Origin of the sequence: Fontisubflavum oceani (genome assembly GCF_030407165.1) — a bacterium.
Taxonomy (GTDB): Bacteria; Pseudomonadota; Alphaproteobacteria; order Rhodobacterales; family Rhodobacteraceae; genus Rhodophyticola; species Rhodophyticola oceani.
In genome coordinates, this window is the sequence record NZ_CP129111.1 from 449,836 (window position 1) to 471,262 (window position 21,427).

The window sequence follows — 21,427 nt, forward strand, 5'->3', positions numbered from 1 at the left end:
GCCCGAGGCGCTCAATTTCGTCAGGGGCGAACGATCAGCGCAGTATCGGAACCGCGGAGCCAGACGTCCTCTCGGCGGTCAAAGCCGGGGGTTTTGGTCCGCCCGTGGCCCAATCGAGCAGTTCCACGGTATGGACAATCGGAACCTCCGTACCGCCGCCGATCTGCATCATACAGCCGATATTCCCCGCCGCGATGATGTCGGGGTTTTTCGCCTCCAGCGTTTGCACCTTGCGGTCTTTGAGCTGTTTCGAAATCTCCGGCTGCATCAGATTATAGGTCCCCGCCGAACCGCAGCACAGATGGCTGTCCGCTGGTTCCACGACATTGAACCCCGCCCGCTTCAACAGATCTTTGGGGTAGGTCTTAATCTGCTGCCCATGCTGCAAGGAACAGGCGGCGTGATAGGCGATGGTCAACTCTTTGTCCGCCCCCTCGGGCAGGTCGAGTTTCATCAACACTTCAGAGACATCCATAGCAATCTCGCTCACCGCCTTGGCCTGCTCCGCCAAAGCCTCGTTGCGGAAGATATGCCCGTAATCCTTGACGGTCGTGCCGCATCCGCTGGTGTTAATGACGACAGCGTCCAGCCCCTCGCCCGTCATCTCCCTGCTCCAGGCCTGAATGTTCTTCGCGGCTGTCGCATGGCTTTCTTTGGTTTTGCCCATGTGGTGGGTCAGTGCCCCGCAGCACCCCTGCCCCTCAGCAATCACCACATCGCAGCCGAGCCGCGTCAGAAGCCGGATCGTCGCGTCATTGATATCGGTATTCAGCGCGCGCTGCGCGCAGCCGGTCATCAGCGCCACCCGCATCTTGCGCTCCCCTTCCGCAGGAAACACTTGCGGGTCGTCATTGCGGCTTACCGGCGGGATCGTTTTCGGCGCCATTTCAAGCATCGCCTTCAACCGCGCATCCGGCATCAGAGACGCAAAGGGCCGTCCGATCTTTGCCCCCAACAGCGCAAGCCGGAATCGGGTCGGATAGGGCAGAATCCGCGCCAAAATCCAACGCAACGCCCGATCCGTGAAAGGTCGCTTATAGGTCTGCTCGATATATTCGCGCGCATGATCGACCAGATGCATGTAATGCACACCGGATGGGCAAGTCGTCATGCAGGCCAGGCAGCTGAGGCAGCGGTCGATATGTTTGACCGTCTTCTCATCCGCTGGCCGGTCATTCTCCAACATATCTTTTATAAGATATATCCGCCCTCTGGGGCTATCCAACTCGTCGCCCAAAACCTGATAGGTCGGGCAGGTCGCGGTGCAAAATCCGCAATGCACACAAGAGCGCAAAATCTCATTTGATCGCGCCGTGGCCGGGTCCAGCAGCTGTTCGGGTGTGAAGGTTGTCTGCATTAGATCATCTGCCTATCTCTACTGCCCAGCCGTTTCGCATTGGTCGCCCCATGGCATAAGCTGCCGCTCGCCACCGGATCAAAGCGCATCCTCGATGTGCTGCCGCTCATGACATCAACCCTTGGTTCAAGATGCCGCGCGGGTCGAACTTCTCTCGCAATCCCGCTGACAACGCCGCAATCGGCGCTGCCTCCGGCTGGAACACGGGCAGTCGCGCCTTGGTGTCCTCTGCCGCGCGGATCAATGTCGCATGACCTGGCACATCGCCGAGCTTGGCCCGCAGGTCGGTCCCCGGAGCCATCAATGCCCAGACCAAACCTCCACCCCAATCATAGAGCACGTCCAGCGCCCCCATCCGCGAGACCAACTCCGGCGCATCCGACGGCTTGACCGACACCCGCCAGACATCCCCGGCTTGCTCGGCCAGACCCGTCACATCGCGCACCCAGGCCCAGCCGGCATCGGTGCCAAATCCGCCACTGTCACCCACCAAGCCTGTTTCGACGTCCGCCTCGCCGAACCGCGCCAAGATCTTCTGCAGCTCTGCCGCCCGATAGGCCACCGAGGCCTCAAAGCCTTCAATCCGGATCATCGTGACCGGCGAGCCATCAAGGCCCTTGGGCGTATGCGCCGCACCCGACACTTCAAATGGGGACCCAAGCGCCGCCGCCATCGCCGACACCGCCGCCGTGTCGTCCAACCCTTTCAAGAGCAGACAAGCGGTCGCCGCGACCCCTGGCAACACTTTGAAACTCAACTCGGTCAACACCCCAAGCGTGCCATAGCTCCCAGCCATCAGCTTGACAAATCATAGCCGGTGACGTTCTTCATCACCCGACCACCATTTTTCACGATCCGGCCCGTGCCATCCACGAACCGCACACCGATCAAGCTGTCACGACACGCCCCGGCCTGAATCCGTCGCGGCCCGGATACATTGGCCGCCACCATCCCGCCAACAGTCGGCGTGCCGCTGGTTCCAAGCAAGGCCCGATGATCCATCGGCTCAAAGGGCAGCCGCTGGTTTTCCGCCGCCAATGCCGCCTCAACCTCTGCCAGCGGGGTTCCAGCTTTCACAACGATGGTCAACGCACCCGGTTCATAAAGTTCGATCCCGCTCAGACCCGCCGTCGAGAGGCCTTCTCCGATCACCGGCTTACCAATCGGCCGCGTCCCACCGCCTTGCACGCGCAGCGGCCCGGTCGTGTCCGAAATCATCTCGGACAACTCAATTTCACTTTTCGGGGTCAGCACCGGGCCTGTCCTTCTTCTGGTGATAAATATCCGTCGGGCTTGGGGCCGCGGCCCCGGCGGATCGCCGCCGTCAGGCGGCGACATCCCTACGGCTTTGGGAGGCATCAAGCGGGAAGACTTTCGCCGGGTTCAGTAGCCAGGCCGGATCGAACACATCCTTCACTTGCATCTGAAGCTCCAGATCGTCCGGATTGAACTGCGCATTCATCAAATCACGCTTTTCAATGCCCACGCCATGCTCGCCGGTCAGACACCCACCCACCTCAACGCAGAGCTTCAAAATCTCCGCACCAAAGGCTTCGCAGGTTTCCAAATCTCCAGGCTTATTCGCATCGAACAAGATCAGCGGATGCATATTGCCATCGCCCGCATGGAAGACATTGCCAACCTGAAGCCCGTATTCTTCGCTCATCTCCCCAATGCGACGCAGCACGTATGGCAGGCTGGAGACCGGGATCGTGCCGTCGAGACACATGTAATCATTGATCTGCCCAATCGCGCCAAAGGCGGATTTCCGGCCCAGCCAAATCTTGGCACTCTCTTCGGCCGACTTGCTCTCGCGCAGCTCTACCGGGTCGTATTTGCGCGCGATCTGCAGGATTACGCCAAGCTGTTCGTCGATTTCGGCGTCCGATCCCTCGACCTCGACAATCAACAGCGCATTGCAGTCGGGATACCCCGCATTGGCGAATTTCTCAGTGGTTTCGATGCAAAGCCGATCCATGAATTCAATCGCAACCGGCAGAACGCCCGCCTTAATGATATCGGCAACGCAAGCACCTGCGACCTCATTGTCATCAAACCCAATCAGCACCGGCCGCGCGCCCTCGGGCTTTGGCAAGATCCGAAGCGTCGCCTCGGTGACCACACCCAATTGCCCTTCCGAGCCACAGATCAGGCCCAAAAGGTCATACCCGCCCGCATCCATATGCGCGCCGCCAATCTCCATCACCTGACCATCCATGGTGACCATGGTGACACCCAACAGATTATTGGTCGTCACCCCATATTTCAGGCAATGTGCCCCGCCCGAGTTCATCGCCACGTTGCCCGCAATGGCGCAGGCCAACTGGCTTGATGGGTCTGGCGCATAGAAAAACCCGTCTTCTTCAACGGCACCCGTGACGCTCAGATTGGTCCGACCGGACTGCACGCGGATGAACCGATTGTCATAATCGGTCTCCAAAACCTCGTTCAGCCGGGCAACGCCCAGGATAACACTATCAGCCGTGGGCAGGGCCCCGCCGGCAAGCGAGGTGCCCGAACCACGCGGCACCACCGGGACGCCCATTTCATGGCAAATCTTCAGAATCGCCGCGACCTCTTCGGTCGATGACGGAAGGACGGCGGCCAGCGGCGGGCACTTATAGGCCGTGAGCGCGTCACATTCATAAGCACGCGTCTCCGCCTCTTCATGGATCACAGCCTCTTTCGGCAAAACCGATAGAAGTCGCGCAACCAGCGCCGATTTCTTCTCCAGAACGACTGGATCCGGTGTTGGCATCTCCATGATATCGGTCCTCCCATCCGGTATTGGTAAATAAATATAACCAATTTCACCGGATGGCAACTGGAATCTCAATCGCTAAGGTTCAGAGGATGGATTTCTTCTCGGTCATAACCTCTCTCAGCTGGCTTGATGCACTGGCGGTCGGGCTCCTGCTCGCCGCTTGGGGCGGGCTTGGGGCCTGGATTGAATCGGATCGGGTCCGCCATCCATCGGTCACCGTGCTGATGTCGCATTATCGGCGCGCCTGGATGGACGAGCTGGTGCAGCGAGAGATGCGGATCTTCGACGCGACGATCCTGACCAATCTGCGCCAAAGCACCGCGTTCTTTGCCTCTGGCGCAATGCTGGCACTTGGCGGGCTGCTCACCTTGATCAGTAATTCCGATCAACTCTTGGTCGTCGCTCGCGACCTGACCCTTGAGGAGGAAACCGCCCTCATGTGGCAGATCAAGCTTCTGCTCACCGTTGGCCTTCTCGCCCAATCGGTGCTGCGCTTCGTCTGGTCGAACCGGCTCTTCGGCTACTGCGCCGTCATGATGGCCGCCATCCCGAACAAGCCGGATGATCCGCATGCCGCCTCACGGGCAGCAAAAGCTGCGGTGATCAACATTCGCGCATCCTATAATTTCAACCGCGGCATGCGCGCGATCTATTTCTCGCTCGGCTCCTTGGCGTGGCTGTTTGGCCCCTTGCCGCTTCTGGCCGCGACCGCCATTATCTCCTACGGAATCTGGAGCCGGGATTTCGCCTCGACATCCCGTGAAGTTATCCTGACCGATGATGGAGAGATGCCATGAGACTGGCCTTGATTGCCGCGACCTTGCTTTTCCCTGCCCTGGCCTTGGCCGAGCCCCCCGAAATTCTGGCTGCCGAACAACGGGGGGACACGATCCATGTGACGCTGGCCCATCCGGATACAGGTTGGGATCACTACGCCGATGGGTGGCAAGTCGAACTTGAAGACGGCACCGTGCTCGGCACCCGAACTTTGTTTCACCCACATGTTGAGGAACAACCTTTCACCCGCTCACTCGGCAATGTCACGATCCCAGAGGGCGTCACGCAGGTCTTCATCCGCGCCCGCTGCAATGTCACCGGCTGGGGCGATGAAAGGTTCGTGTTACAGGTTGAGTGACACCGACCGGCTCATGCGGATTGGGTCGCCGCACACTCGATGTCAGATACTCAGGACAAACCGCCGGTCGTATAGACGGCGCTGATGAAAGATGCGCCGGGATCGCACCCAAAGATGCGTCAAGTCGCGGCGCCGAACTTGTCCAACATCACGCCTTAGTCGTCAGCGCTTGCACCCGACGCACCAACCACTCCATGTCCGGATCGGCCAAGTTCAGCTCCGCCAGATGGGCGGCGGTGTTGTAGAGATACTGGTCATTTGGGCCCCGCCCGCCAGTGGCGCGCGCGATGATCCTCGCCTGTGTCTCCAGACTGAGCGCCCCCATATATTGCCGGTGCTGGCGGTTGATCACATAGGTCAGCGCCTCGGCCTGCCCCGTGCAGTGGAAATCCACCACCAAGCGGGTCTCCAAATAAGCCGAGGAGATCAGCTCCCGCTCCCGCAGATAGGCGAGCACCGCGTCTTCCTGCCCCTCGACAACCCGCAGCGCCACACCGTCGCAATGCGCCCCCGCGGCCGCATCAAGCGCCAAGACCAGCCCTGGGTTCTCCTCAGTCCCGCGATGGTGGATCGACGACATGCAAAAGCTGCGATGCCAGCCATCAAGCCGGGCCAGCCGCCGTTCTGCCACATCGAAGCCCGGATCCCAAAGAAGCGAGCCATATCCAAAGACCCAAAGCGCATCAGACATCGAAGATGGTCCTTTCCTGAACCCTTGCCTATATGCAGGGGGCAGACGAATTTGAAGGGGAGATCGCGCCGATGCGCGTTTGGTTTTGGGTCTTGGGCATCATCGCAGTGCTCTGGTCGGGCATTTGGTTTGCCGGGGCCTATGGGACTGAACGAGTGATGGGCGCCTGGTTGGACGCGCGCGCGTCCGAAGGCTGGCTGGTGAACTACGAGAGCCTTGAAACCGGTGGTTATCCGATCCGGTTTCGGACGGAGCTGCGCGAGGTCGAACTGGCCGATCCTGAGACCGGATGGGCCTGGATCGCGCCCGAGTTTCAGATCACACAGCCGAGCTATCAACCGCAACGGATTGAGGCGATTTGGCCGCCTGAGCAAAGTCTCGCGTCTCCCTTTGAGCGGCTGACGATCACCAATTCCGAGATGGGCGCGGTGGTGGAAGTGCGGCCGGGCGGCGATCTGGCCTTGGATGAATCTGAGATGACCCTGGCCAATGTCGCGGTCCGCAGCACCGAGGGGTGGCAGATGGCGCTTGAAGCGGCGGAGCTTCAGGTCGCGCGGCTGCCCGAAACTAACGCGACTTATGACATTCTCTTTGAGGCCAATGCATTGACTCCGGCGGAGCCCGTACAAGCCGTGCTGAACCCTGCGGGCATTTTGCCCGAAGCGATTGAATTGATGCGGTTTGAAGCGGTCATGGGCTTTGATCGGCCCTGGGACCTGACGGCGCTGGAACAGTCGCGGCCCGGCATCACGTCGATTGATCTCGCCGATCTGAGCGCCAATTGGGGGAGTTGTCCCTGCGGCTCGCGGGTGAGATGGCGGTCGATGCCGACGGCTACCCAACCGGCGAGATTTCGGTCCGCGCGCAGAACTGGCGCGAGATGGTCGAGATGGGGGTGAATGCCGGCGCCATTCCGGTCGAAGCGCGCGGCGGGATCGAGCGTATTTTGGGCCTGGTCGCGGGCCTCTCGGGGCGCGACACCGATATCGATGCACCTCTCAGCTTCCGGGATCAGCGGGTGTTTTTCGGCCCAATCCCCGTGGGAGACGCCCCGCGCTTGGTGCTGCGGTAGCGCGCCCTAGCGGCAATAGGGCCCCGAGCGATAGCTCGCCACGTCGAAATGGAAATGATCCTGGTGGAATCGGTCCGAATTCGGGCCGAGCACAGTGCCAAATGGCCCGCAGGCCTCGCTGTGCAGGCGGCGCATCAGGTTGCGCGTGTTGCCGCGCCGCCAATCGCTAAGCACACTGAGTTCCTGGCCATTCACCAGGCCAATCGCCGCCACATCGATCGCATTGCCGCGGGCGTGTTCGCTGAGCCGTGCGCCCGGGCGGCTGTTTCGCGTGCGACAAGAGTATGACGCCACCACGCGCAATGAGGCGATGCCGCCGCCGGTGCGGCCAACCGCGGGGATCGCGCCGTCATTGAGCCATGTTTGCAAGGCCCGCGCCGCGTCGCAATTGATCGTCGCAGGCTGGCTGAGCGTGACGCCATCAATCTCGCGCACACGCACCGGCTCGGCAATCCCGCAGCCGCTGATCCGACCGGTGATCGGCGACAAACGCTCGCCGACGATCCCGGGCCGGCCGCAGAGCGCGCCGCGCCGCCCAGGCTGCGCCACACGCGACGGCGTGGTGCGGGTCGCGGCGGCCCGCACGGTTTGTTCCAACCCGTCGGGGCGGATTTCAGGCCTCAAAGATCGCACAACGGCCAGCCGTGTCGCCCCATTGATCGCCCGCACCTCCAGCACACGCCGGTTCATCCCAAACAGACCGCTGCGTTCGACGATCTGAACGGTTCCGCCCGATGCGGCGGGCACGGGCGCGATCGGTTGCGCGGCTGCCGTTTGGGAAGGCGAACCACCGGGGCGGAGTATTGGGCGGAGCGACCGGCGCGGTGCGTTGGCACTGGCGCGGATCACGACACGCGCGGGCGTTGTGGCGGAAGCCTGACGCACCTCGGCTGCCGGGGCGGCGGTTATCCCGCCCGGGCGCGATGTCGGGAAAGGCGACCGATCTGGTGCCTGGGCAAGCGCCGGCCAAGCCAGCACAACGCTCAAAGCCCAGACGGCCAGCCTCATTCCGCTGCATCCTCTTTGCGCGGGCTGGCACGCCCAAAATTCGGCGCATCGGTATCTTGACCTGCTTCGATGATCCCGCGTCGGATCGCCCGCGTCCGCGTAAAGTAATCGTGCAGATGGTCTCCATCACCAGTGCGAATCGCGCGCTGCAGCGCGAAGAGTTCTTCGGTGAAGCGGCCGAGAATCTCCAGTGTCGCATCCTTGTTTGACAGAAACACATCACGCCACATGGTCGGATCACTCGCCGCAATCCGGGTGAAATCGCGGAAACCCGCAGCGGAGTATTTGATCACCTCGCTATCGGTCACCCGGCGCAGATCATCGGCCACACCCACCATCGTGTAGGCAATCAAATGTGGCGTGTGCGAGGTGACGGCCAGCACCAGATCATGGCGATCGGCGTCCATCTCCTCAACATTCGCGCCGCAGCCTTCCCAGAGCGCGCGCAGCTTCGCGACCGCTTGCGGGTCGGCGCCCTCAAGCGGGGTCAATAGCGTGTAGCGATTGTCGAACAGCTCGGCAAAACCGGAATTTGGCCCGGAATGCTCGGTCCCGGCTAGCGGATGCCCGGGTACAAAATGCACATCCTCGGGCAGATGCGGCTCGACCTGGGCGATCACATCGCGTTTGACCGACCCCACATCGGTGATCGTCGCACCCGGCGTCAGATGTGGGCCAATCTCTTCGGCCGCCGCAGCCATGACCCCGACCGGCACGCAGAGAACGACGAGGTCCGCGCCTTTCACGGCCTCGGCCGCCGTCTCGGCGATCTGATCGCAAAGGCCAATCTCCGCCGCGATCCGCCGCGTCTCGGCCGAGCGGGCCGTGCCGATGATCTCGCCCGCCAAGCCGCCACGGCGCATCGCATGGGCCATCGACCCGGCGATCAGGCCCAGGCCGATCAGCGCAACTCTTTTGTATAAGATGCTCATGACACGCCTCTGAACTCCGCCATGGCATCCAACACCCGCGTGACGTCTTCGGGTCGGCCAACGGTGATCCGAAGCGCCTCGGGGAAGCCATAGCCCTTCACCAGCCGCACCAAAATCCCGCGTGACTTCAGATGCGTATCTGCCGCAACGGCTTCGGCCTCATCGGCAAGCCGCGCCATGATGAAATTCGCGTGGCTCTCATCGGACGGAATACCAAGCTGCGCCAATCCCCCCGCCAGCCGAGCGCGTTGCTCGATATTCACCTGACGGCAGTGATCGACAAAGGCTTGATCCCGCACCGCCGCTTCGGCCCCGGCTAGCGCCAGGCTCGACATATTGAACGGCCCGCGAATGCGGTTCAGCACATCGATCACGTGCTGCGGGGCATAGCCCCAGCCCACACGCAGCCCACCAAGCCCATAAATCTTCGAAAAGGTCCGGGTCATCACCACATTCTCGCGGGTTTTGACCAGAGACGCGCCGCCATCATAGCCCGGCACAAAATCCGCATAGGCCCCGTCGAGCACCAACAGGCAGTCGGCAGGAAGGCCATCTGCCAGCCGGGTCAGGTCCGTATTGTTCAGCAGCGTCCCGGTCGGATTGGCGGGGTTGGCGAGATAGACAAGCCGCGTGGCCGGTGTGACCTGGGCGAGCATCGCATCCACATCGACAACACGATCAGTTTCCGGCGCCACAACCGGCGTCGCCCCGGCAGAGAGGGCAAAAATCCGATAGAGCGAGAAGCCATGTTCAGGATAGAGTACCTCATCACCCGGCCCCGCAAAGGCCATCGCCAAAAGCGTCAACACCTCATCCGAGCCCACACCGATAATGATCCGCTCAGGCTCCAGCCCATGCATCTCGGCAATCGCCGCGCGCAGCGGCGCATGATCGGTGGAGGGATAGCGATGCAGCCCGGCCACGACCGCTTGCATCGCCTCAACCGCCTTGGGCGAGGGGCCAAACGGGTTCTCGTTCGAGCTGAGCTTGAGCGGGTTTTCGATACCCGCAATGGCACTCGCCCCGCCCTGATAGAGCGCGATCTCCATAATGCCGGGTTGCGGGCGGATAGCGGCGGACATGGGCAACTGTCCCTTCTCGTTGGATCGTTCGGGGTTAATAGCGGGGCAAATCAGGCAAGGGAACCGATTTTAGTAGAAGCTCTGCGGGTCGATATCGACGGCAAGGCGCAACCCGCCTTTGAGCTTCAATCCTTGAGTCCACTCCGCAATCGCAGGCTGCAGCGCCACACCCTTGGGCGCTTTGACCAAAAGGCGCACCCGGTGCCGCCCCCGGATACGCGCGATCGCCGCGGGGGCGGGGCCATAAACCGTCGCCCCAAGCGCGCGGAGCGGTGCATCGGTGCGCGCCAGATGCGTTCCAAGATCAAAGACTTGCGCCGCATCGGGGCCGGACAGGATGATCCCCGCCATCCGGCCATAAGGCGGCATGCCGGCCTGTTGCCGCTCCTCCGCCTCGGCCCGCCAGAACCCCTCTTCATCGCCCGACAGGATCGCGCGGATCACCGGATGATCGGGCTGAAAGGTCTGCATCAGGGCGACACCGGGCTTGTCCACCCGACCCGCCCGGCCCGAGACCTGTCGCATCAACTGAAACGTGCGTTCGGCGGCGCGCAGGTCGGAGCCTTGCAGGCCCAGATCGGCGTCGATGACACCGACCAGTGTCAAACGCGGGAAATTATGGCCCTTGGCCACCAGTTGCGTGCCAATAATGATGTCGGTCTCGCCCTGCGCAATCTCTTCGATCTGCGCTTTCAACGCTCGGGCAGAGCCGAACAGATCGGAGGAAAGAACCGCCAGTTTCGCATCCGGGAAAAGCTTCGCAGCCTCTTCGGCCAGCCGCTCCACGCCCGGGCCAACGGCGGCCATCTTCCCCTCGACCTTGCACTCCGGGCAGGCCAGCGGCATCGGTTTCGTCTCCCCGCATTGGTGGCACATCAGGCGTTTCTGAAACCGATGCTCCACCATCCGCGCATCGCAATTGTCACAGCCAACCTGATGCCCGCAGGCCCGGCAGATCGTGACTGGCGCATAACCGCGACGGTTCAGAAACAACAGCGATTGCTCCCCATCGGCCAGCCGCCGCTTCACCGCCGCTTGCAAACTGGGCGAGACCCAGGCATCGCCCGGCAAATCCTCCATCCGCATGTCGATCGCCCGCATTTCGGGCAAAACCGCCTCGCCAAACCGCGCGGTCAGATCAAGGCGCGCGTATTTCCCAGCCTCGGCATTGGCCCAACTTTCCAAGGACGGCGTGGCCGAGGCCAGCACCACCTGGGCGGCGTTGATCGACGCGCGAAGCACCGCCATATCGCGCGCGTTGTAAAGAACCCCGTCCTCCTGTTTATAGGAGGTATCGTGCTCTTCATCGACAACGATCAGACCCAGATCGCGGAACGGCAAAAACAGCGCAGACCGCGCGCCCACCACAAGCTGCGCCGCGCCCTGCCCCAACATCCGCCAACAGCGGCGACGTTCTGTCATCGTCACGCCGGAATGCCATTCCGCCGGTTTTGCGCCAAAGCGCTGCTCGACCCGGGTTAGAAACTCTGAGGTCAGCGCAATCTCCGGCAAAAGCACCAGCGCCTGCCGCCCCGCTTTCAAACAGGCCGCGACGGCCTCTAGATACACCTCGGTCTTGCCCGACCCGGTGACGCCCTTCAAAAGCGTCGTGCCATAGGTGCCGGAGCCAACCGCCTCGCGCAACACCTTGGCGGCGACCGTCTGATCCTCGGTCAGGTCTTTGCCCGAGCGGTCTGGGTCAAGCGGGAGATAGGGCGCATCACGCGGCGTATCGGCTTCTTCCACCGCGCCCTGCGCCGCCAAACCTTTCACGACCGAGGAGGTCACCCCGGCCATCTCGCTGAGTTCCTTCAGCGTGAAGGCCAAGCCGCCATACTCCTCCAACACCGCCAAAACCCGCCGTCGTGCATCGGTCATCCGATCCGGCACAGACGCACCCAGGCGATAGACCTTCCGCATCGAGGGCGGGTCCGACAACCCTGGCGCGCGGGTCGCTAGGCGCAGCATCGCGGGCATGGAGGTCAGCGTATATGCCCCCGCCTTCTCCAAAAACCCGCGCAACTCTCCGCGCATCGGGGCCACATCCAAGACCCGGTTCACCGCGCGCACCTTGGCAATATCCCAATCGCCCCGGCCCGGCCCCCAGACCACACCCAAAACCTTGCGCGGCCCCAATGGCACCTCGACAAACGCACCCAGCCAGCAGCCGCCTTCGGGCGCTTTATAATCCAGCACCCGGTCCAGCGGCTCGGTGGTCAACACGCCCACCAGCTCTCCTTCTGCGAAATAGTCTTGGCTCATCTCTTTCCGCATCCCGCCCCTTGCGCTAGAAGACCGGCAAATGATCCCGGCTGCCACCCGAAAGGACACCGTACGATGAAATTCTTCGTAGATACCGCAGATATCGATGCCATAGCAGAACTCAATGACCTGGGCATGGTCGATGGCGTGACAACGAACCCCTCGCTGATCCTGAAATCGGGGCGCGACATCCTCGAGGTGACCAAAGAGATCTGTGACCTGGTTGATGGGCCGGTCTCCGCCGAAGTGGTCGCGCTTGAGGCCGACGCGATGATTGCAGAAGGCCGGAAGCTGGCCGAGATCGCCGAGAACATCACCGTGAAAGTGCCGCTGACCTGGGACGGGCTGAAAGCCTGCAAGGTGCTGTCGGGCGAAGGGAAAATGGTCAACGTGACCCTCTGCTTCTCCGCCAATCAGGCGCTTTTGGCGGCCAAAGCGGGCGCAACCTTTATCTCGCCCTTCATCGGCCGGCTCGACGATCTGAACCTCGACGGGATGGATTTGATCGCCGATATCCGTACGATTTATGACAATTACGGGTTCGAGACGGAAATCCTTGCCGCGTCGATCCGCTCGGCAAACCACATGAAAGACGCCGCTCTGATCGGCGCGGATGTGGCAACCGCGCCGCCGGGCGTAATCAAAGCCATGGCCAATCACGCCCTGACCGACAAGGGCTTGGCCGCGTTTCTGGCGGATTGGGAAAAAACGGGGCAGAAAATCCTTTAAACATCGTGTAAGGTCTGCGCCAACAAATAAAAAACACTGAGGCGCAGGCGGAAAATGGGCGAAAGAGCAGACATGTTGGACGATTGGCGGGAACGGGTCTTGAGTGACCCGGAGCTTATTCTCGAAGACCGTGACCTTATGCGTGCGCTGATTGCGGCGAATGACCGGCAGATGGGCGGCAATATCGTCGATATGCGTGGCATCGCTATGGAACGGTTGGAAAATCGGCTGGATCGGTTGGAGGATACCCACCGGTCCGTCATCGCCGCGGCCTATGAGAACCTCTCGGGCACCAATCAAATCCATCGCGCAATCATCGCCCTTCTGGACCAGCCGGATTTCGAGAGCTTTCTGAAGATTCTCGGCACCGATGTGGCGGGGATTTTGCGGGTCGATCGCGTCCGCCTGGTGCTTGAAAGCGCCGAAGCGACCGAGACCTCCGCGCCGAAAGTACAAAAGCTTGAGGATGTGCTGACCATCGTCGCGCCCGGCTTTGTCGATCAGTATCTGACCGGCGGTCGCGACGTGCCGCAGCGCTCGGTGACGCTCCGCCAAGTCGGGGACAGCTCCGATGTGATCTATGGCGAGGCGGCCGATTGGATCAAATCCGAAGCGCTGTTGCGGCTTGACCTCGGCGAAGGTCGCCTTCCTGGATTGCTGGTTATGGGCGCCGAAGACCCGCATCAGTTCCGCCCCAGCCAAGGCACGGATCTGTTGAGTTTCTTCAACGGTGCCTTTGAGCGGTTGATGCGGAGATATTTGGCCTGAGGCTATGACACTCGCGCTCAGCCCGGCGGCCCGCGATCTGCTGCAACACTGGCTTGCCCATATCACCGCATTGGATGGCGCGGCAGAGGCCACAGTCGAGGCCTATCGCCGCGATGTGGCCGGGTTTTGGGGCTTCCAAACCGTCTATCATGGCGACAGCCTCGGCCTTGCCCCGCTTCGGGATCTCACAATCCGCGACATGCGTGCCTGGATGGCCGATGAGCGCGCCCGGAACGTGAGCGCCCGCTCGCTGGCGCGCAAGCTCTCCGCCGTCAAAGGCTTCTTCCGATGGTGGGCCGAGCGGGACGGATTCGACGCCACCGCCGTGCTGGCCGCCCGCGCGCCGAAATTCCAACGGCCCCTGCCCCGCCCTCTGGCCGCCCCGGCGGCCCGCGACCTGCTCGACACGGTCGAGATGCAGCACCAAACCGATTGGGTCAGCGCCCGGGATTTGGCTGTCGTGACGCTGCTCTATGGCTGCGGTTTGCGGATATCCGAAGCACTTGGCCTGACCGCAAACACCCTCCCCTTGGGCGAGGTGCTGCGCATTCGCGGCAAAGGTGGCAAGGAACGCGAGGTGCCGGTTCTGCCGGCGGCACGGGCGGCCGTGGCGCAGTATGTCGACCTCTGCCCGCATCGGCTTGACCCCAACACGCCGCTGTTCCGCGGTGTTCGTGGCGGCGCCCTGAACCCGCGGCAGATCCAGAAAACCATGGAACAGGCCCGGATGCAGCTTGGCCTACCCGCCACCGCCACACCGCATGCGATGCGGCACAGCTTCGCGACGCATCTGCTGAGCGCCGGCGGTGATCTCCGCGCGATCCAAGAACTGCTTGGCCATGCCTCGCTCTCGACGACGCAGGCTTATACTGCCGTCGACACCGCGCGCCTACTTGAAGTCTATCAAAGCGCCCACCCCAAGGCTTAGGCCGTAACTTGCCCATTGAAGCCAAGGCCCTCTTCGGTCATGACAGTTTGATGAACGCGCGCCTTTCCGCCTTTTTTGTCCACGGCTTCACCGCAATCGGTGCGGCTCTGGCCATGCTCGCCCTCTTAGCCGCGATGGAGCAGCGATGGGATGTCATGGCGCTTTGGCTCGCCCTCGCCTTCGTTGTCGACGGCATCGACGGCCCATTGGCGCGGCATTTCGAGGTCAAGACCCACGCGCCCGAAATCGATGGGGTGCTCTTGGACCTGATCATCGATTTCATGACCTATGTGGTGATCCCGGCCTATGCGCTCTACGCCTCAGGCCTCTTGCCGGGATGGACCGGCTGGCTGACCGTGTTGCTGGTGCCCTTTGCCAGCGCGCTCTACTTCGCTGACACCCGGATGAAGACCGCCGATGACAGTTTTTCGGGGGTTCCCGGGCTGCTGGAATATGCTGATCCTGGGCTGCCTGGTGATGACGCCGGGGGTTTGGATAACGCTGGCGCTTGTCATCATTCTCAGCGTCGCGATGTTCCTGCCGCTGAAATTCGTCCACCCCGTGCGCACCAAACGCTGGCGCTGGATCACGCTGCCGGTGGCCCTGGTCTGGACCGGGGCGATCGGCTGGGCCGCCTGGACGGGATTTGCCTCCAATCCAGCCCTTACCTTGGTTGTGGCAGTGACGTCGATCTATTTGCTGGTCGCCGGGATCGCGCAGCAGGTTTTGAACGGCGATTAAGCGTCGGGCCGTTCGCGGATCACCTTGGCAAAAGCTTCGAACATCCCGCCATTGGCCGCAATCAAACTGCCCGCCGTGAGCAAGTCTTTCCCCTCGCGCAGCGGCTCCACCATCGCGCCAGCTTCCCGCGCGATGATCACGCCCGCGGCGATATCCCACGCGTTCAGACCGCGTTCCCAATAGCCTTCGTAACGTCCAGCCGCGACATAGGCGAGGTCAAGCGAGGCCGCGCCCCACCGACGCACGCCCGCACATTGCGGCATCAGGCGTGCCAAGTCTTGCAACGCCGCTGGCAGGTATTTGCGCCCACCAAAGGGGACCCCGGTCGCAAAGACACTCTCGATCATCCGGGTGCGCCCCGAGACCCGCAGCCGCTGCTTGTCATTCAACCACGCGCCTTGGCCCTTCTCGGCATAGAACATCTCGTCCTTGGCCGGGTCGAACACGACGCCCGCGACGATCTCACCCTTATGTTCCAAGGCAATCGACACGGCAAAATGCGGCATCCCATGAAGGAAATTCGTGGTGCCATCGAGCGGGTCAACGATCCAGCGGCGGGTTGGGTCATTGCCCTCGGTCTCGATGCTCTCTTCGCCGAGAAAGCCGTAATTCGGGCGCGCTTCCATCAGCTCGTCACGGATGATCTGCTCGGCGGCCATATCGGCCTTGGACACAAAATCGCCCGGCCCCTTTGCACTGACCTGCAGGTTTTCGACCTCGCGGAAATCCTTGACCAGCGAGCGCCCCGCCAGACGGGCGGCTTTGATCATGACGTTGAGATTTGCGCTGCCTTGCATGGCCTTGCCCCTTTGACTACCAGGCCGCGCGTATAGACCTGCGCGCGCGGCCTGCCAAGGGCTCAATCGGTGCCAGGGTCAGCCCGCGGCCAATTGATCGGCAAAACGGTGATTGGCATCGCGATGCCCGGCCTCATCGGCCCGGACCGCAATGATCACATCGCGCAGCCGCGCATCGGACGGCAGATGCCAGTAATCGATGGCGATCTGCGGGGCGGGCACATCCTCTTGCCGCCCGGCATCCACCTGCTCAAGATACTGGGTATAGCTGACCACAGCTTCCTCTTCCAAATAGGCCACGACGCGATGCGCGGTGCGTGGCGCGAACAGGTAAAGAAAGAAGTAGAAATTGAAGAACACCGCCTGACCGATCATGATCAAGCCGCGTTCCAGAAGCGTCGGTTGAGCGATTTTGATGAAGGTCATCAAATGCATCCGCTCATTATCCGCCTCTTCCAAAAGCTCACGGATCCAGCCTTGATCGTCTCGGATATGGCGCAGCGCTTTGAGATGCTGCAACAACCCGCCAACCATGCCGGGCACCGCCGCGACGGTTTCCAGCACGACGGCGCGGTGGCCATAGCGCTTGGCGAAGAACGCATCTGCAAAGACGCGCATGAATTTCACCGTCTTCAGAGCGATCCGGTCATGGATGTCCGCGGGTGGCTTGTGAAGGGTCAGGTCAGGGTCGGGTTTGTGGGATTGATCATACATATCGCGTGCCTCCTGCCCCAGAATCTGAGAGTAAAACCCGGCGGATCAATGCAACTGCGACACCTTGCGCGCGGCGTGCCCTGCGACAAGTCGATGCAGATTTAGTGTATTGAAATACAACGATTACTTGCGTTGCAATTTCAATGGTTCGGTCCGGGCCAGCTTCAGCACATGGGACATGAACGGCTTGGTCGTCTCGTCGCTCCGCGTGGCGCCGTAAAGCCGCCGGGTCAGGCCGGTCTTGGTCAAAGGGCGGGTGACATAGCTCGCATTCTGCCGCTGCTCGCGCACAACCCAATCCGGCAGGACCGAGACCCCTCGATTTGAGGCGACCAGTAGCAAGATCACTGCGGAGAGTTCCACTTGTCGGATGCCGCGCGGCTCCACGCCCGCAGGGGTCAACAACTGGTTGAACACATCGAGCCGCGCCCGCTCCACCGGATAGGTGATCAGCATCTCACCTTCGAAATCCTTGGCTTCGATGAAGTCCTTCGCCGCCAGCGGATGCTCGGCGGACGCAACAAAAACCGGTTCATAATCAAAGAGCGGTGTAAAATCGACGCCGGGCAGTTCCTCCGGGTCAGATGAGATCACCAGATCGACCTCTTCCCGCACGAGGGCGGGCAGAGCTTCGAATTGCAGGCCCGGGCGGATATCCACATCCACATCCGGCCAAGCTTGGCGGAACTTCTCCAAGACCGGCAGGAGCCAATCAAAACAGGCATGGCATTCGATCGCGATGTGCAACCGGCCGGATTTGCCCGCGCGCAGGCCAGTGAATTCCTCTTCCAGCGCTGCAATGCGCGGCAAGATGTCTTCGGCCAACCGCAAAAGCTTCATCCCCGCCGAAGACAGCCGCATGGGCTTCGAACGTCGCACAAACAGCTCCACCCCGGCCTGCGCCTCCAGCCCTTTGATCTGATGGCTGAGCGCGCTTTGGGTGATGTGCAGCGTATCCGCCGCCTTGGCCAGCCCGCCCTCTTCGTGTATGGCGCGGATGGTGCGGAGGTGGCGAAATTCGATATGCATGTCCGGCTCATATTGATGATGAGTTTTATGAGTTTGTCTTGAGCTTGCCCTCTATGCGACATCCAATGGCGTCTTTTCAAGGATCAGAATCGCTATGCCTGTGCCCGCCGTCTCTTTTGAGTTCTTCCCGCCGCAATCATTGGAGGCGTCGTTTCGGCTGTGGGACACGCTTGGTGTTTTGGCGCCTTTGGACCCGAAATTCGTTTCGGTCACCTATGGTGCGGGCGGCACAACCCGAAAGCTGACCCATGACGCGGTGACCGCGATTGACAGCAATTTCGGCGTGCCGGTAGCGGCGCATTTGACGTGCGTTGACGCCACACGTGAAGAGACCCTCGCCATTGCAGAGAGTTACGCCGAAGCAGGCATCTCACAACTCGTGGCGCTGCGCGGCGATCCGCCAAAAGGTGCGGGCAAATTCACGCCGCACCCGGATGGGTTTGCAAGCTCTGTCGAGTTGATCGAGGCGCTCGCCAAAACCGGTAAGTTTTCGCTGCGGGTCGGCGCATATCCAGACTCGCATCCAGATGCGCCGGATCTGGCGGCCTGCGTGGAGTTCCTAAAGCGCAAGATTGACGCGGGCGCGACCTCCGCCATCACGCAGTTCTTTTTCGAGGCCGACACCTTCTTCCGGTTCCGCGATGCCTGCGTGAAGGCGGGCATCGACGCGCCGATCATCCCCGGCATCCTGCCGATCAACAACTGGACCCGTATCCGCCGCTTTGCCACCGCCTGTGGCGCCGTGATCCCGGCTTGGTTGGACGAGGCCTACACCGCCGCAATCCGCGATGGGCGCGAGTCCCTGCTCTCGACGGCGGTCTGTAGTGAGCTTTGCTCCGACCTGATTGAGGGCGGGGTCACCGATCTGCATTTCTACACATTGAACACCCCGGAACTGACACGGGAGGTCTGCGCCGCCCTGGGCGTGACCCCGAAACTGGCCCTGGCCGAAGTGGCTTGAGCCCGGAGATAGGTTACAAAATTCCCGTATTTCGCGACTTTTCGTAACCTATCTCCGTTCTTTTTCCGACGCTGCGTCACCTTTTCCACCGCTTGCGGAACCCCCGCGCCCGCGCTTGGGTACCGATCAGACGGATAGGAGGACGATATGGCAAACCGGGTCTACGCAAAGTCGATGGATGAGCTTCTTGATCAGGAGGCGCTTTTGTCGATGTCGGGCCTGGATTTCATGGAGGGCATAAGGGATGGCCGTTTGCCCGCGCCGCCGATCTCCCAAGGGCTGAACTACGCGCTCGACACTGTCGAAGACGGGCGTGTGGTGTTTCGCGGCGCCCCGAGCTTTGATCACACAAACCCGATGGGGACGGTGCATGGCGGCTGGTACGGGACGCTTCTCGACAGTTGCATGGCCTGCGCGGTGATGACGAAAGTCCCCAAGGGTTCGATCTATACCACCTTGGAATATAAGATAAATATCACCCGTTCGATCCCCGTCGGCATGGAGATCGTCGCCGACGGTATCGTCAGTCATGCGGGGCGGTCCACCGGCGTGGCAGAAGGCACCATTCGCGGCGTTCAGGATGGCAAGCTTTATGCCACCGGCTCAACCACCTGCATCATCATGAAGATGACTGATGGAGCATAACGGCTGTTGAATTGACTTAATGATACCTTTCGGGCAAGCCCGAGGCTTCTTGCAACACTGATCTCGGAGATGGTTATGATCAGCCCGGTCCTTCCCAGCTATTCCCGCGCGCCGCTGTCCTTTGTCAAAGGCGACGGCGCTTGGTTGGTGGAAGCCGATGGCCGACGTTTCCTGGATTTCGCCAGCGGGATCGCGGTGATGGCACTTGGGCACGGGCATCCGGCCCTGGTCAACACGCTGAAATCACAGGCGGAAAAGCTCTGGCACACGTCCAATCTCTATACCGTGCCTGAACAGCAGGAGCTGGCCGAGAAACTGGTCGAACACAGTTTCGCCGACACGATGTTCTTCTGCAACTCCGGCACGGAGGCGGGAGAGCTTGCGGTGAAAATGGCCCGGAAATACTGGCATGAGAAAGGTCAGCCGGACCGGACCACGATCATCACCTTCGAGGGGGCGTTTCATGGCCGGTCCATGGGCATGATCTCCGCCGCCGGGGCCGAAAAACTGACCGCAGGGTTTGGGCCGCTTCTGCCGGGTTTCATCCACTTGCCATTTGGCGATCACGACGCACTGCGCGAAGCGGCGGCGCGCCCGGATGTGGGCGCAATTATGTTGGAGCCGATCCAGGGCGAAAGCGGCATCCGCCCGGTGCCGGATCAATGCCTGAAGGGCTTGCGTGACTTGTGTGACGAACACGGGCTGTTGCTGATTTTCGATGAAATTCAATGCGGTATGGGCCGGACGGGCAAACTCTTTGCGCATGAATGGGCTGGCATCAGCCCGGATATCATGATGGTGGCCAAAGGCATCGGCGGCGGCTTCCCGATCGGTGCACTGCTGGCCACGGAGGAAGCCGCGATTGGCATGACGCCCGGCACCCATGGCTCCACCTATGGCGGCAACCCGCTTGGCTGCGCGGTGGCCGCGACCGTGATGGATGTGATCACCGAAGACGGCTTTCTTGAGGATGTCAGCCGCCGGGCGGGCCTCTTGCGGCAAAAGGCCGAAGGGTTGGTCGCCTCACACCCTGAGGTGTTTGAAGAGGTGCGCGGCGCGGGCTTTATGCTTGGCCTGGTTTGCAAACTGCCCAATCTCGACGTGATCAATGCCGCGTTTGAGCAAGAGATGCTGACGGTTCCGGCAGGCGACAATGTGGTGCGGCTGTTGCCCTCTCTCACGCTGAGCGAGGCGGAGATTGCCGAGGGGATCGACCGGCTTGATCGGGCGGCAACCGCGCTGAAGGCGCAGACCCATGATGCTGCCGAATAGCGCCTATCGCTTCGTCAAGCTGACCCGGGACCATTACCCGTTGATCGAGAGCTGGCTTGACCAACCTCATATTGGCGGCTGGTGGGGCAATTCCGCTGTGGAAATCGCGCTGATGGAAGAAGATTTTGATCGCGGCCCCACGGATATGCGGATCGTGGAACTCGAGGGCCGCCCCTTTGCCTTTGTGCAGGACTATCCGGCGCATCACTGGCCCGCGCCGCATTTCGCCGACCTGCCAGCGGACACGCGCGCGATGGACACGTTTTTGGGGGATCCCGATTTCCTCGGCAAAGGCCATGCGCAGGCCTATATCCGCCAACGCGCCATTGAGTTGATGGATCAAGGCGCCTCCACCATCGCCATTGATCCGGACCCGGCCAATACCCGCGCCATTGCCACCTACACCGCCGCCGGTTTCGCCCCGCTGGAAGAACGCGAGTGTGGCGATGGCGACCGTGTGCTCGTGATGCTGTTTCAACGGCAGATGGCCGAAACACCCGATATCGCCCAGCCGTCTTCTGGCTAGACACATCCCCGGCT

The 21,427-nt window shown here is 61.6% G+C and carries 19 protein-coding genes and 3 pseudogenes; 11 read left to right on the plus strand and 11 right to left on the minus strand.

Annotated elements, in window-relative coordinates; translation table 11 throughout:
* Window positions 1–34: 34 nt before the first annotated feature.
* The 3 genes and pseudogenes from glcF to QTA57_RS02370 all read right to left on the minus strand — a co-directional run bounded on the left by glcF (window position 35) and on the right by QTA57_RS02370 (window position 4,121).
* Window positions 35–1,357: a glycolate oxidase subunit GlcF gene (gene glcF / locus QTA57_RS02360; RefSeq protein ID WP_290153378.1), complete on the minus strand. Its 1,323-nt coding sequence runs from the start codon at window positions 1,355–1,357 to the stop codon at window positions 35–37.
* A gap of 106 nt (window positions 1,358–1,463) precedes the next feature.
* Window positions 1,464–2,608, minus strand: a pseudogene (locus QTA57_RS02365) (FAD-binding protein).
* A gap of 73 nt (window positions 2,609–2,681) precedes the next feature.
* On the minus strand, window positions 2,682–4,121 hold the full coding sequence (locus QTA57_RS02370; protein ID WP_290153379.1) for an FAD-linked oxidase C-terminal domain-containing protein: 1,440 nt from the start codon (window positions 4,119–4,121) through the stop codon (window positions 2,682–2,684).
* Window positions 4,122–4,174: 53 nt separating this feature from the next.
* On the opposite strand from QTA57_RS02370, the gene QTA57_RS02375 reads away from it, so the two are divergent.
* Window positions 4,175–4,918: a DUF599 domain-containing protein gene (locus QTA57_RS02375; RefSeq protein WP_290153380.1), complete on the plus strand. Its 744-nt coding sequence runs from the start codon at window positions 4,175–4,177 to the stop codon at window positions 4,916–4,918.
* Window positions 4,915–5,256, plus strand: coding sequence for a hypothetical protein (locus QTA57_RS02380; protein WP_290153381.1), 342 nt, complete (start codon window positions 4,915–4,917; stop codon window positions 5,254–5,256). Before QTA57_RS02375 ends, QTA57_RS02380 begins: the two co-directional genes overlap by 4 nt.
* Before the next feature lie 148 nt (window positions 5,257–5,404).
* On the opposite strand, the gene QTA57_RS02385 is transcribed toward QTA57_RS02380, so the two are convergent.
* Window positions 5,405–5,947, minus strand: coding sequence for a gamma-glutamylcyclotransferase (locus QTA57_RS02385; protein ID WP_290153382.1), 543 nt, complete (start codon window positions 5,945–5,947; stop codon window positions 5,405–5,407).
* Between the two features lie 158 nt (window positions 5,948–6,105).
* Here QTA57_RS02385 and QTA57_RS02390 point away from each other — a divergent pair.
* Window positions 6,106–7,019 (plus strand): annotated as a pseudogene (locus QTA57_RS02390) (DUF2125 domain-containing protein).
* A 6-nt stretch (window positions 7,020–7,025) separates the two neighbouring features.
* Here QTA57_RS02390 and QTA57_RS02395 read toward each other — a convergent pair.
* The 4 genes from QTA57_RS02395 to QTA57_RS02410 form a co-directional block, all read right to left on the minus strand.
* Window positions 7,026–8,027 (minus strand): extensin-like domain-containing protein, encoded by a 1,002-nt coding sequence (locus QTA57_RS02395; RefSeq protein ID WP_290153383.1) that lies wholly within the window; start codon window positions 8,025–8,027, stop codon window positions 7,026–7,028.
* Window positions 8,024–8,959, minus strand: a complete 936-nt coding sequence (locus QTA57_RS02400) for a prephenate/arogenate dehydrogenase family protein (RefSeq protein ID WP_290153384.1) — start codon at window positions 8,957–8,959, stop codon at window positions 8,024–8,026. Before QTA57_RS02400 ends, QTA57_RS02395 begins: the two co-directional genes overlap by 4 nt.
* Window positions 8,956–10,041: a histidinol-phosphate transaminase gene (gene hisC, locus QTA57_RS02405; protein WP_290153385.1), complete on the minus strand. Its 1,086-nt coding sequence runs from the start codon at window positions 10,039–10,041 to the stop codon at window positions 8,956–8,958. Before hisC ends, QTA57_RS02400 begins: the two co-directional genes overlap by 4 nt.
* A 69-nt stretch (window positions 10,042–10,110) precedes the next feature.
* Window positions 10,111–12,315: a primosomal protein N' gene (locus QTA57_RS02410; protein WP_290153386.1), complete on the minus strand. Its 2,205-nt coding sequence runs from the start codon at window positions 12,313–12,315 to the stop codon at window positions 10,111–10,113.
* A 63-nt stretch (window positions 12,316–12,378) separates the two neighbouring features.
* Here QTA57_RS02410 and fsa point away from each other — a divergent pair, with 63 nt between their 5' ends.
* The 4 genes and pseudogenes from fsa (at window position 12,379) to QTA57_RS02430 (ending at window position 15,469) form a co-directional block, all read left to right on the plus strand.
* Window positions 12,379–13,032 (plus strand): fructose-6-phosphate aldolase, encoded by a 654-nt coding sequence (fsa, locus tag QTA57_RS02415; protein ID WP_145212354.1) that lies wholly within the window; start codon window positions 12,379–12,381, stop codon window positions 13,030–13,032.
* Between the two features lie 54 nt (window positions 13,033–13,086).
* Window positions 13,087–13,800: a DUF484 family protein gene (locus QTA57_RS02420; RefSeq protein ID WP_407933492.1), complete on the plus strand. Its 714-nt coding sequence runs from the start codon at window positions 13,087–13,089 to the stop codon at window positions 13,798–13,800.
* A gap of 4 nt (window positions 13,801–13,804) precedes the next feature.
* Complete coding sequence (locus QTA57_RS02425) at window positions 13,805–14,728, plus strand: tyrosine recombinase XerC (RefSeq protein WP_290153388.1); 924 nt, start codon at window positions 13,805–13,807, stop codon at window positions 14,726–14,728.
* Between the two features lie 50 nt (window positions 14,729–14,778).
* Window positions 14,779–15,469: pseudogene (locus tag QTA57_RS02430) on the plus strand (CDP-alcohol phosphatidyltransferase family protein).
* Here QTA57_RS02430 and QTA57_RS02435 read toward each other — a convergent pair.
* The 3 genes from QTA57_RS02435 to QTA57_RS02445 all read right to left on the minus strand — a co-directional run bounded on the left by QTA57_RS02435 (window position 15,466) and on the right by QTA57_RS02445 (window position 18,009).
* A complete protein-coding gene (locus tag QTA57_RS02435) occupies window positions 15,466–16,266 on the minus strand; it encodes an inositol monophosphatase family protein (RefSeq protein WP_290153389.1) in 801 nt (266 codons plus the stop codon). The pseudogene QTA57_RS02430 and the gene QTA57_RS02435 overlap by 4 nt on opposite strands.
* 78 nt (window positions 16,267–16,344) lie before the next feature.
* The gene (locus QTA57_RS02440) at window positions 16,345–16,980 is read right to left on the minus strand and encodes an alternative oxidase (protein ID WP_290153390.1); all 636 of its coding nucleotides are present in this window, start codon (window positions 16,978–16,980) and stop codon (window positions 16,345–16,347) included.
* 123 nt (window positions 16,981–17,103) lie between these two features.
* Window positions 17,104–18,009, minus strand: coding sequence for a LysR family transcriptional regulator (locus tag QTA57_RS02445; RefSeq protein ID WP_171557339.1), 906 nt, complete (start codon window positions 18,007–18,009; stop codon window positions 17,104–17,106).
* Window positions 18,010–18,103: 94 nt separating this feature from the next.
* Here QTA57_RS02445 and metF point away from each other — a divergent pair, with 94 nt between their 5' ends.
* The 4 genes from metF to QTA57_RS02465 all read left to right on the plus strand — a co-directional run bounded on the left by metF (window position 18,104) and on the right by QTA57_RS02465 (window position 21,413).
* The gene (gene metF / locus QTA57_RS02450; protein ID WP_290153391.1) at window positions 18,104–18,970 is read left to right on the plus strand and encodes a methylenetetrahydrofolate reductase [NAD(P)H]; all 867 of its coding nucleotides are present in this window, start codon (window positions 18,104–18,106) and stop codon (window positions 18,968–18,970) included.
* Between the two features lie 147 nt (window positions 18,971–19,117).
* A complete protein-coding gene (locus QTA57_RS02455) occupies window positions 19,118–19,615 on the plus strand; it encodes a PaaI family thioesterase (RefSeq protein ID WP_290153392.1) in 498 nt (165 codons plus the stop codon).
* Window positions 19,616–19,690: 75 nt separating this feature from the next.
* On the plus strand, window positions 19,691–20,887 hold the full coding sequence (locus QTA57_RS02460) for an aspartate aminotransferase family protein (RefSeq protein ID WP_290153393.1): 1,197 nt from the start codon (window positions 19,691–19,693) through the stop codon (window positions 20,885–20,887).
* Window positions 20,871–21,413 (plus strand): GNAT family N-acetyltransferase, encoded by a 543-nt coding sequence (locus QTA57_RS02465; RefSeq protein WP_290153394.1) that lies wholly within the window; start codon window positions 20,871–20,873, stop codon window positions 21,411–21,413. Before QTA57_RS02460 ends, QTA57_RS02465 begins: the two co-directional genes overlap by 17 nt.
* Window positions 21,414–21,427 lie beyond the last annotated feature (14 nt).

Bases quoted from the DNA above. Each gene is read 5' to 3' on its own strand.
- glcF (WP_290153378.1), bottom strand. From the start codon at position 1,357: ATGCAGACAACCTTCACACCCGAACAGCTGCTGGACCCGGCCACGGCG.
- QTA57_RS02370 (WP_290153379.1), bottom strand. From the start codon at position 4,121: ATGGAGATGCCAACACCGGATCCAGTCGTTCTGGAGAAGAAATCGGCG.
- QTA57_RS02375 (WP_290153380.1), top strand. From the start codon at position 4,175: ATGGCAACTGGAATCTCAATCGCTAAGGTTCAGAGGATGGATTTCTTC.
- QTA57_RS02380 (WP_290153381.1), top strand. From the start codon at position 4,915: ATGAGACTGGCCTTGATTGCCGCGACCTTGCTTTTCCCTGCCCTGGCC.
- QTA57_RS02385 (WP_290153382.1), bottom strand. From the start codon at position 5,947: ATGTCTGATGCGCTTTGGGTCTTTGGATATGGCTCGCTTCTTTGGGAT.
- QTA57_RS02395 (WP_290153383.1), bottom strand. From the start codon at position 8,027: ATGAGGCTGGCCGTCTGGGCTTTGAGCGTTGTGCTGGCTTGGCCGGCG.
- QTA57_RS02400 (WP_290153384.1), bottom strand. From the start codon at position 8,959: ATGAGCATCTTATACAAAAGAGTTGCGCTGATCGGCCTGGGCCTGATC.
- hisC (WP_290153385.1), bottom strand. From the start codon at position 10,041: ATGTCCGCCGCTATCCGCCCGCAACCCGGCATTATGGAGATCGCGCTC.
- QTA57_RS02410 (WP_290153386.1), bottom strand. From the start codon at position 12,315: ATGCGGAAAGAGATGAGCCAAGACTATTTCGCAGAAGGAGAGCTGGTG.
- fsa (WP_145212354.1), top strand. From the start codon at position 12,379: ATGAAATTCTTCGTAGATACCGCAGATATCGATGCCATAGCAGAACTC.
- QTA57_RS02420 (WP_407933492.1), top strand. From the start codon at position 13,087: ATGGGCGAAAGAGCAGACATGTTGGACGATTGGCGGGAACGGGTCTTG.
- QTA57_RS02425 (WP_290153388.1), top strand. From the start codon at position 13,805: ATGACACTCGCGCTCAGCCCGGCGGCCCGCGATCTGCTGCAACACTGG.
- QTA57_RS02435 (WP_290153389.1), bottom strand. From the start codon at position 16,266: ATGCAAGGCAGCGCAAATCTCAACGTCATGATCAAAGCCGCCCGTCTG.
- QTA57_RS02440 (WP_290153390.1), bottom strand. From the start codon at position 16,980: ATGTATGATCAATCCCACAAACCCGACCCTGACCTGACCCTTCACAAG.
- QTA57_RS02445 (WP_171557339.1), bottom strand. From the start codon at position 18,009: ATGCATATCGAATTTCGCCACCTCCGCACCATCCGCGCCATACACGAA.
- metF (WP_290153391.1), top strand. From the start codon at position 18,104: ATGCCTGTGCCCGCCGTCTCTTTTGAGTTCTTCCCGCCGCAATCATTG.
- QTA57_RS02455 (WP_290153392.1), top strand. From the start codon at position 19,118: ATGGCAAACCGGGTCTACGCAAAGTCGATGGATGAGCTTCTTGATCAG.
- QTA57_RS02460 (WP_290153393.1), top strand. From the start codon at position 19,691: ATGATCAGCCCGGTCCTTCCCAGCTATTCCCGCGCGCCGCTGTCCTTT.
- QTA57_RS02465 (WP_290153394.1), top strand. From the start codon at position 20,871: ATGATGCTGCCGAATAGCGCCTATCGCTTCGTCAAGCTGACCCGGGAC.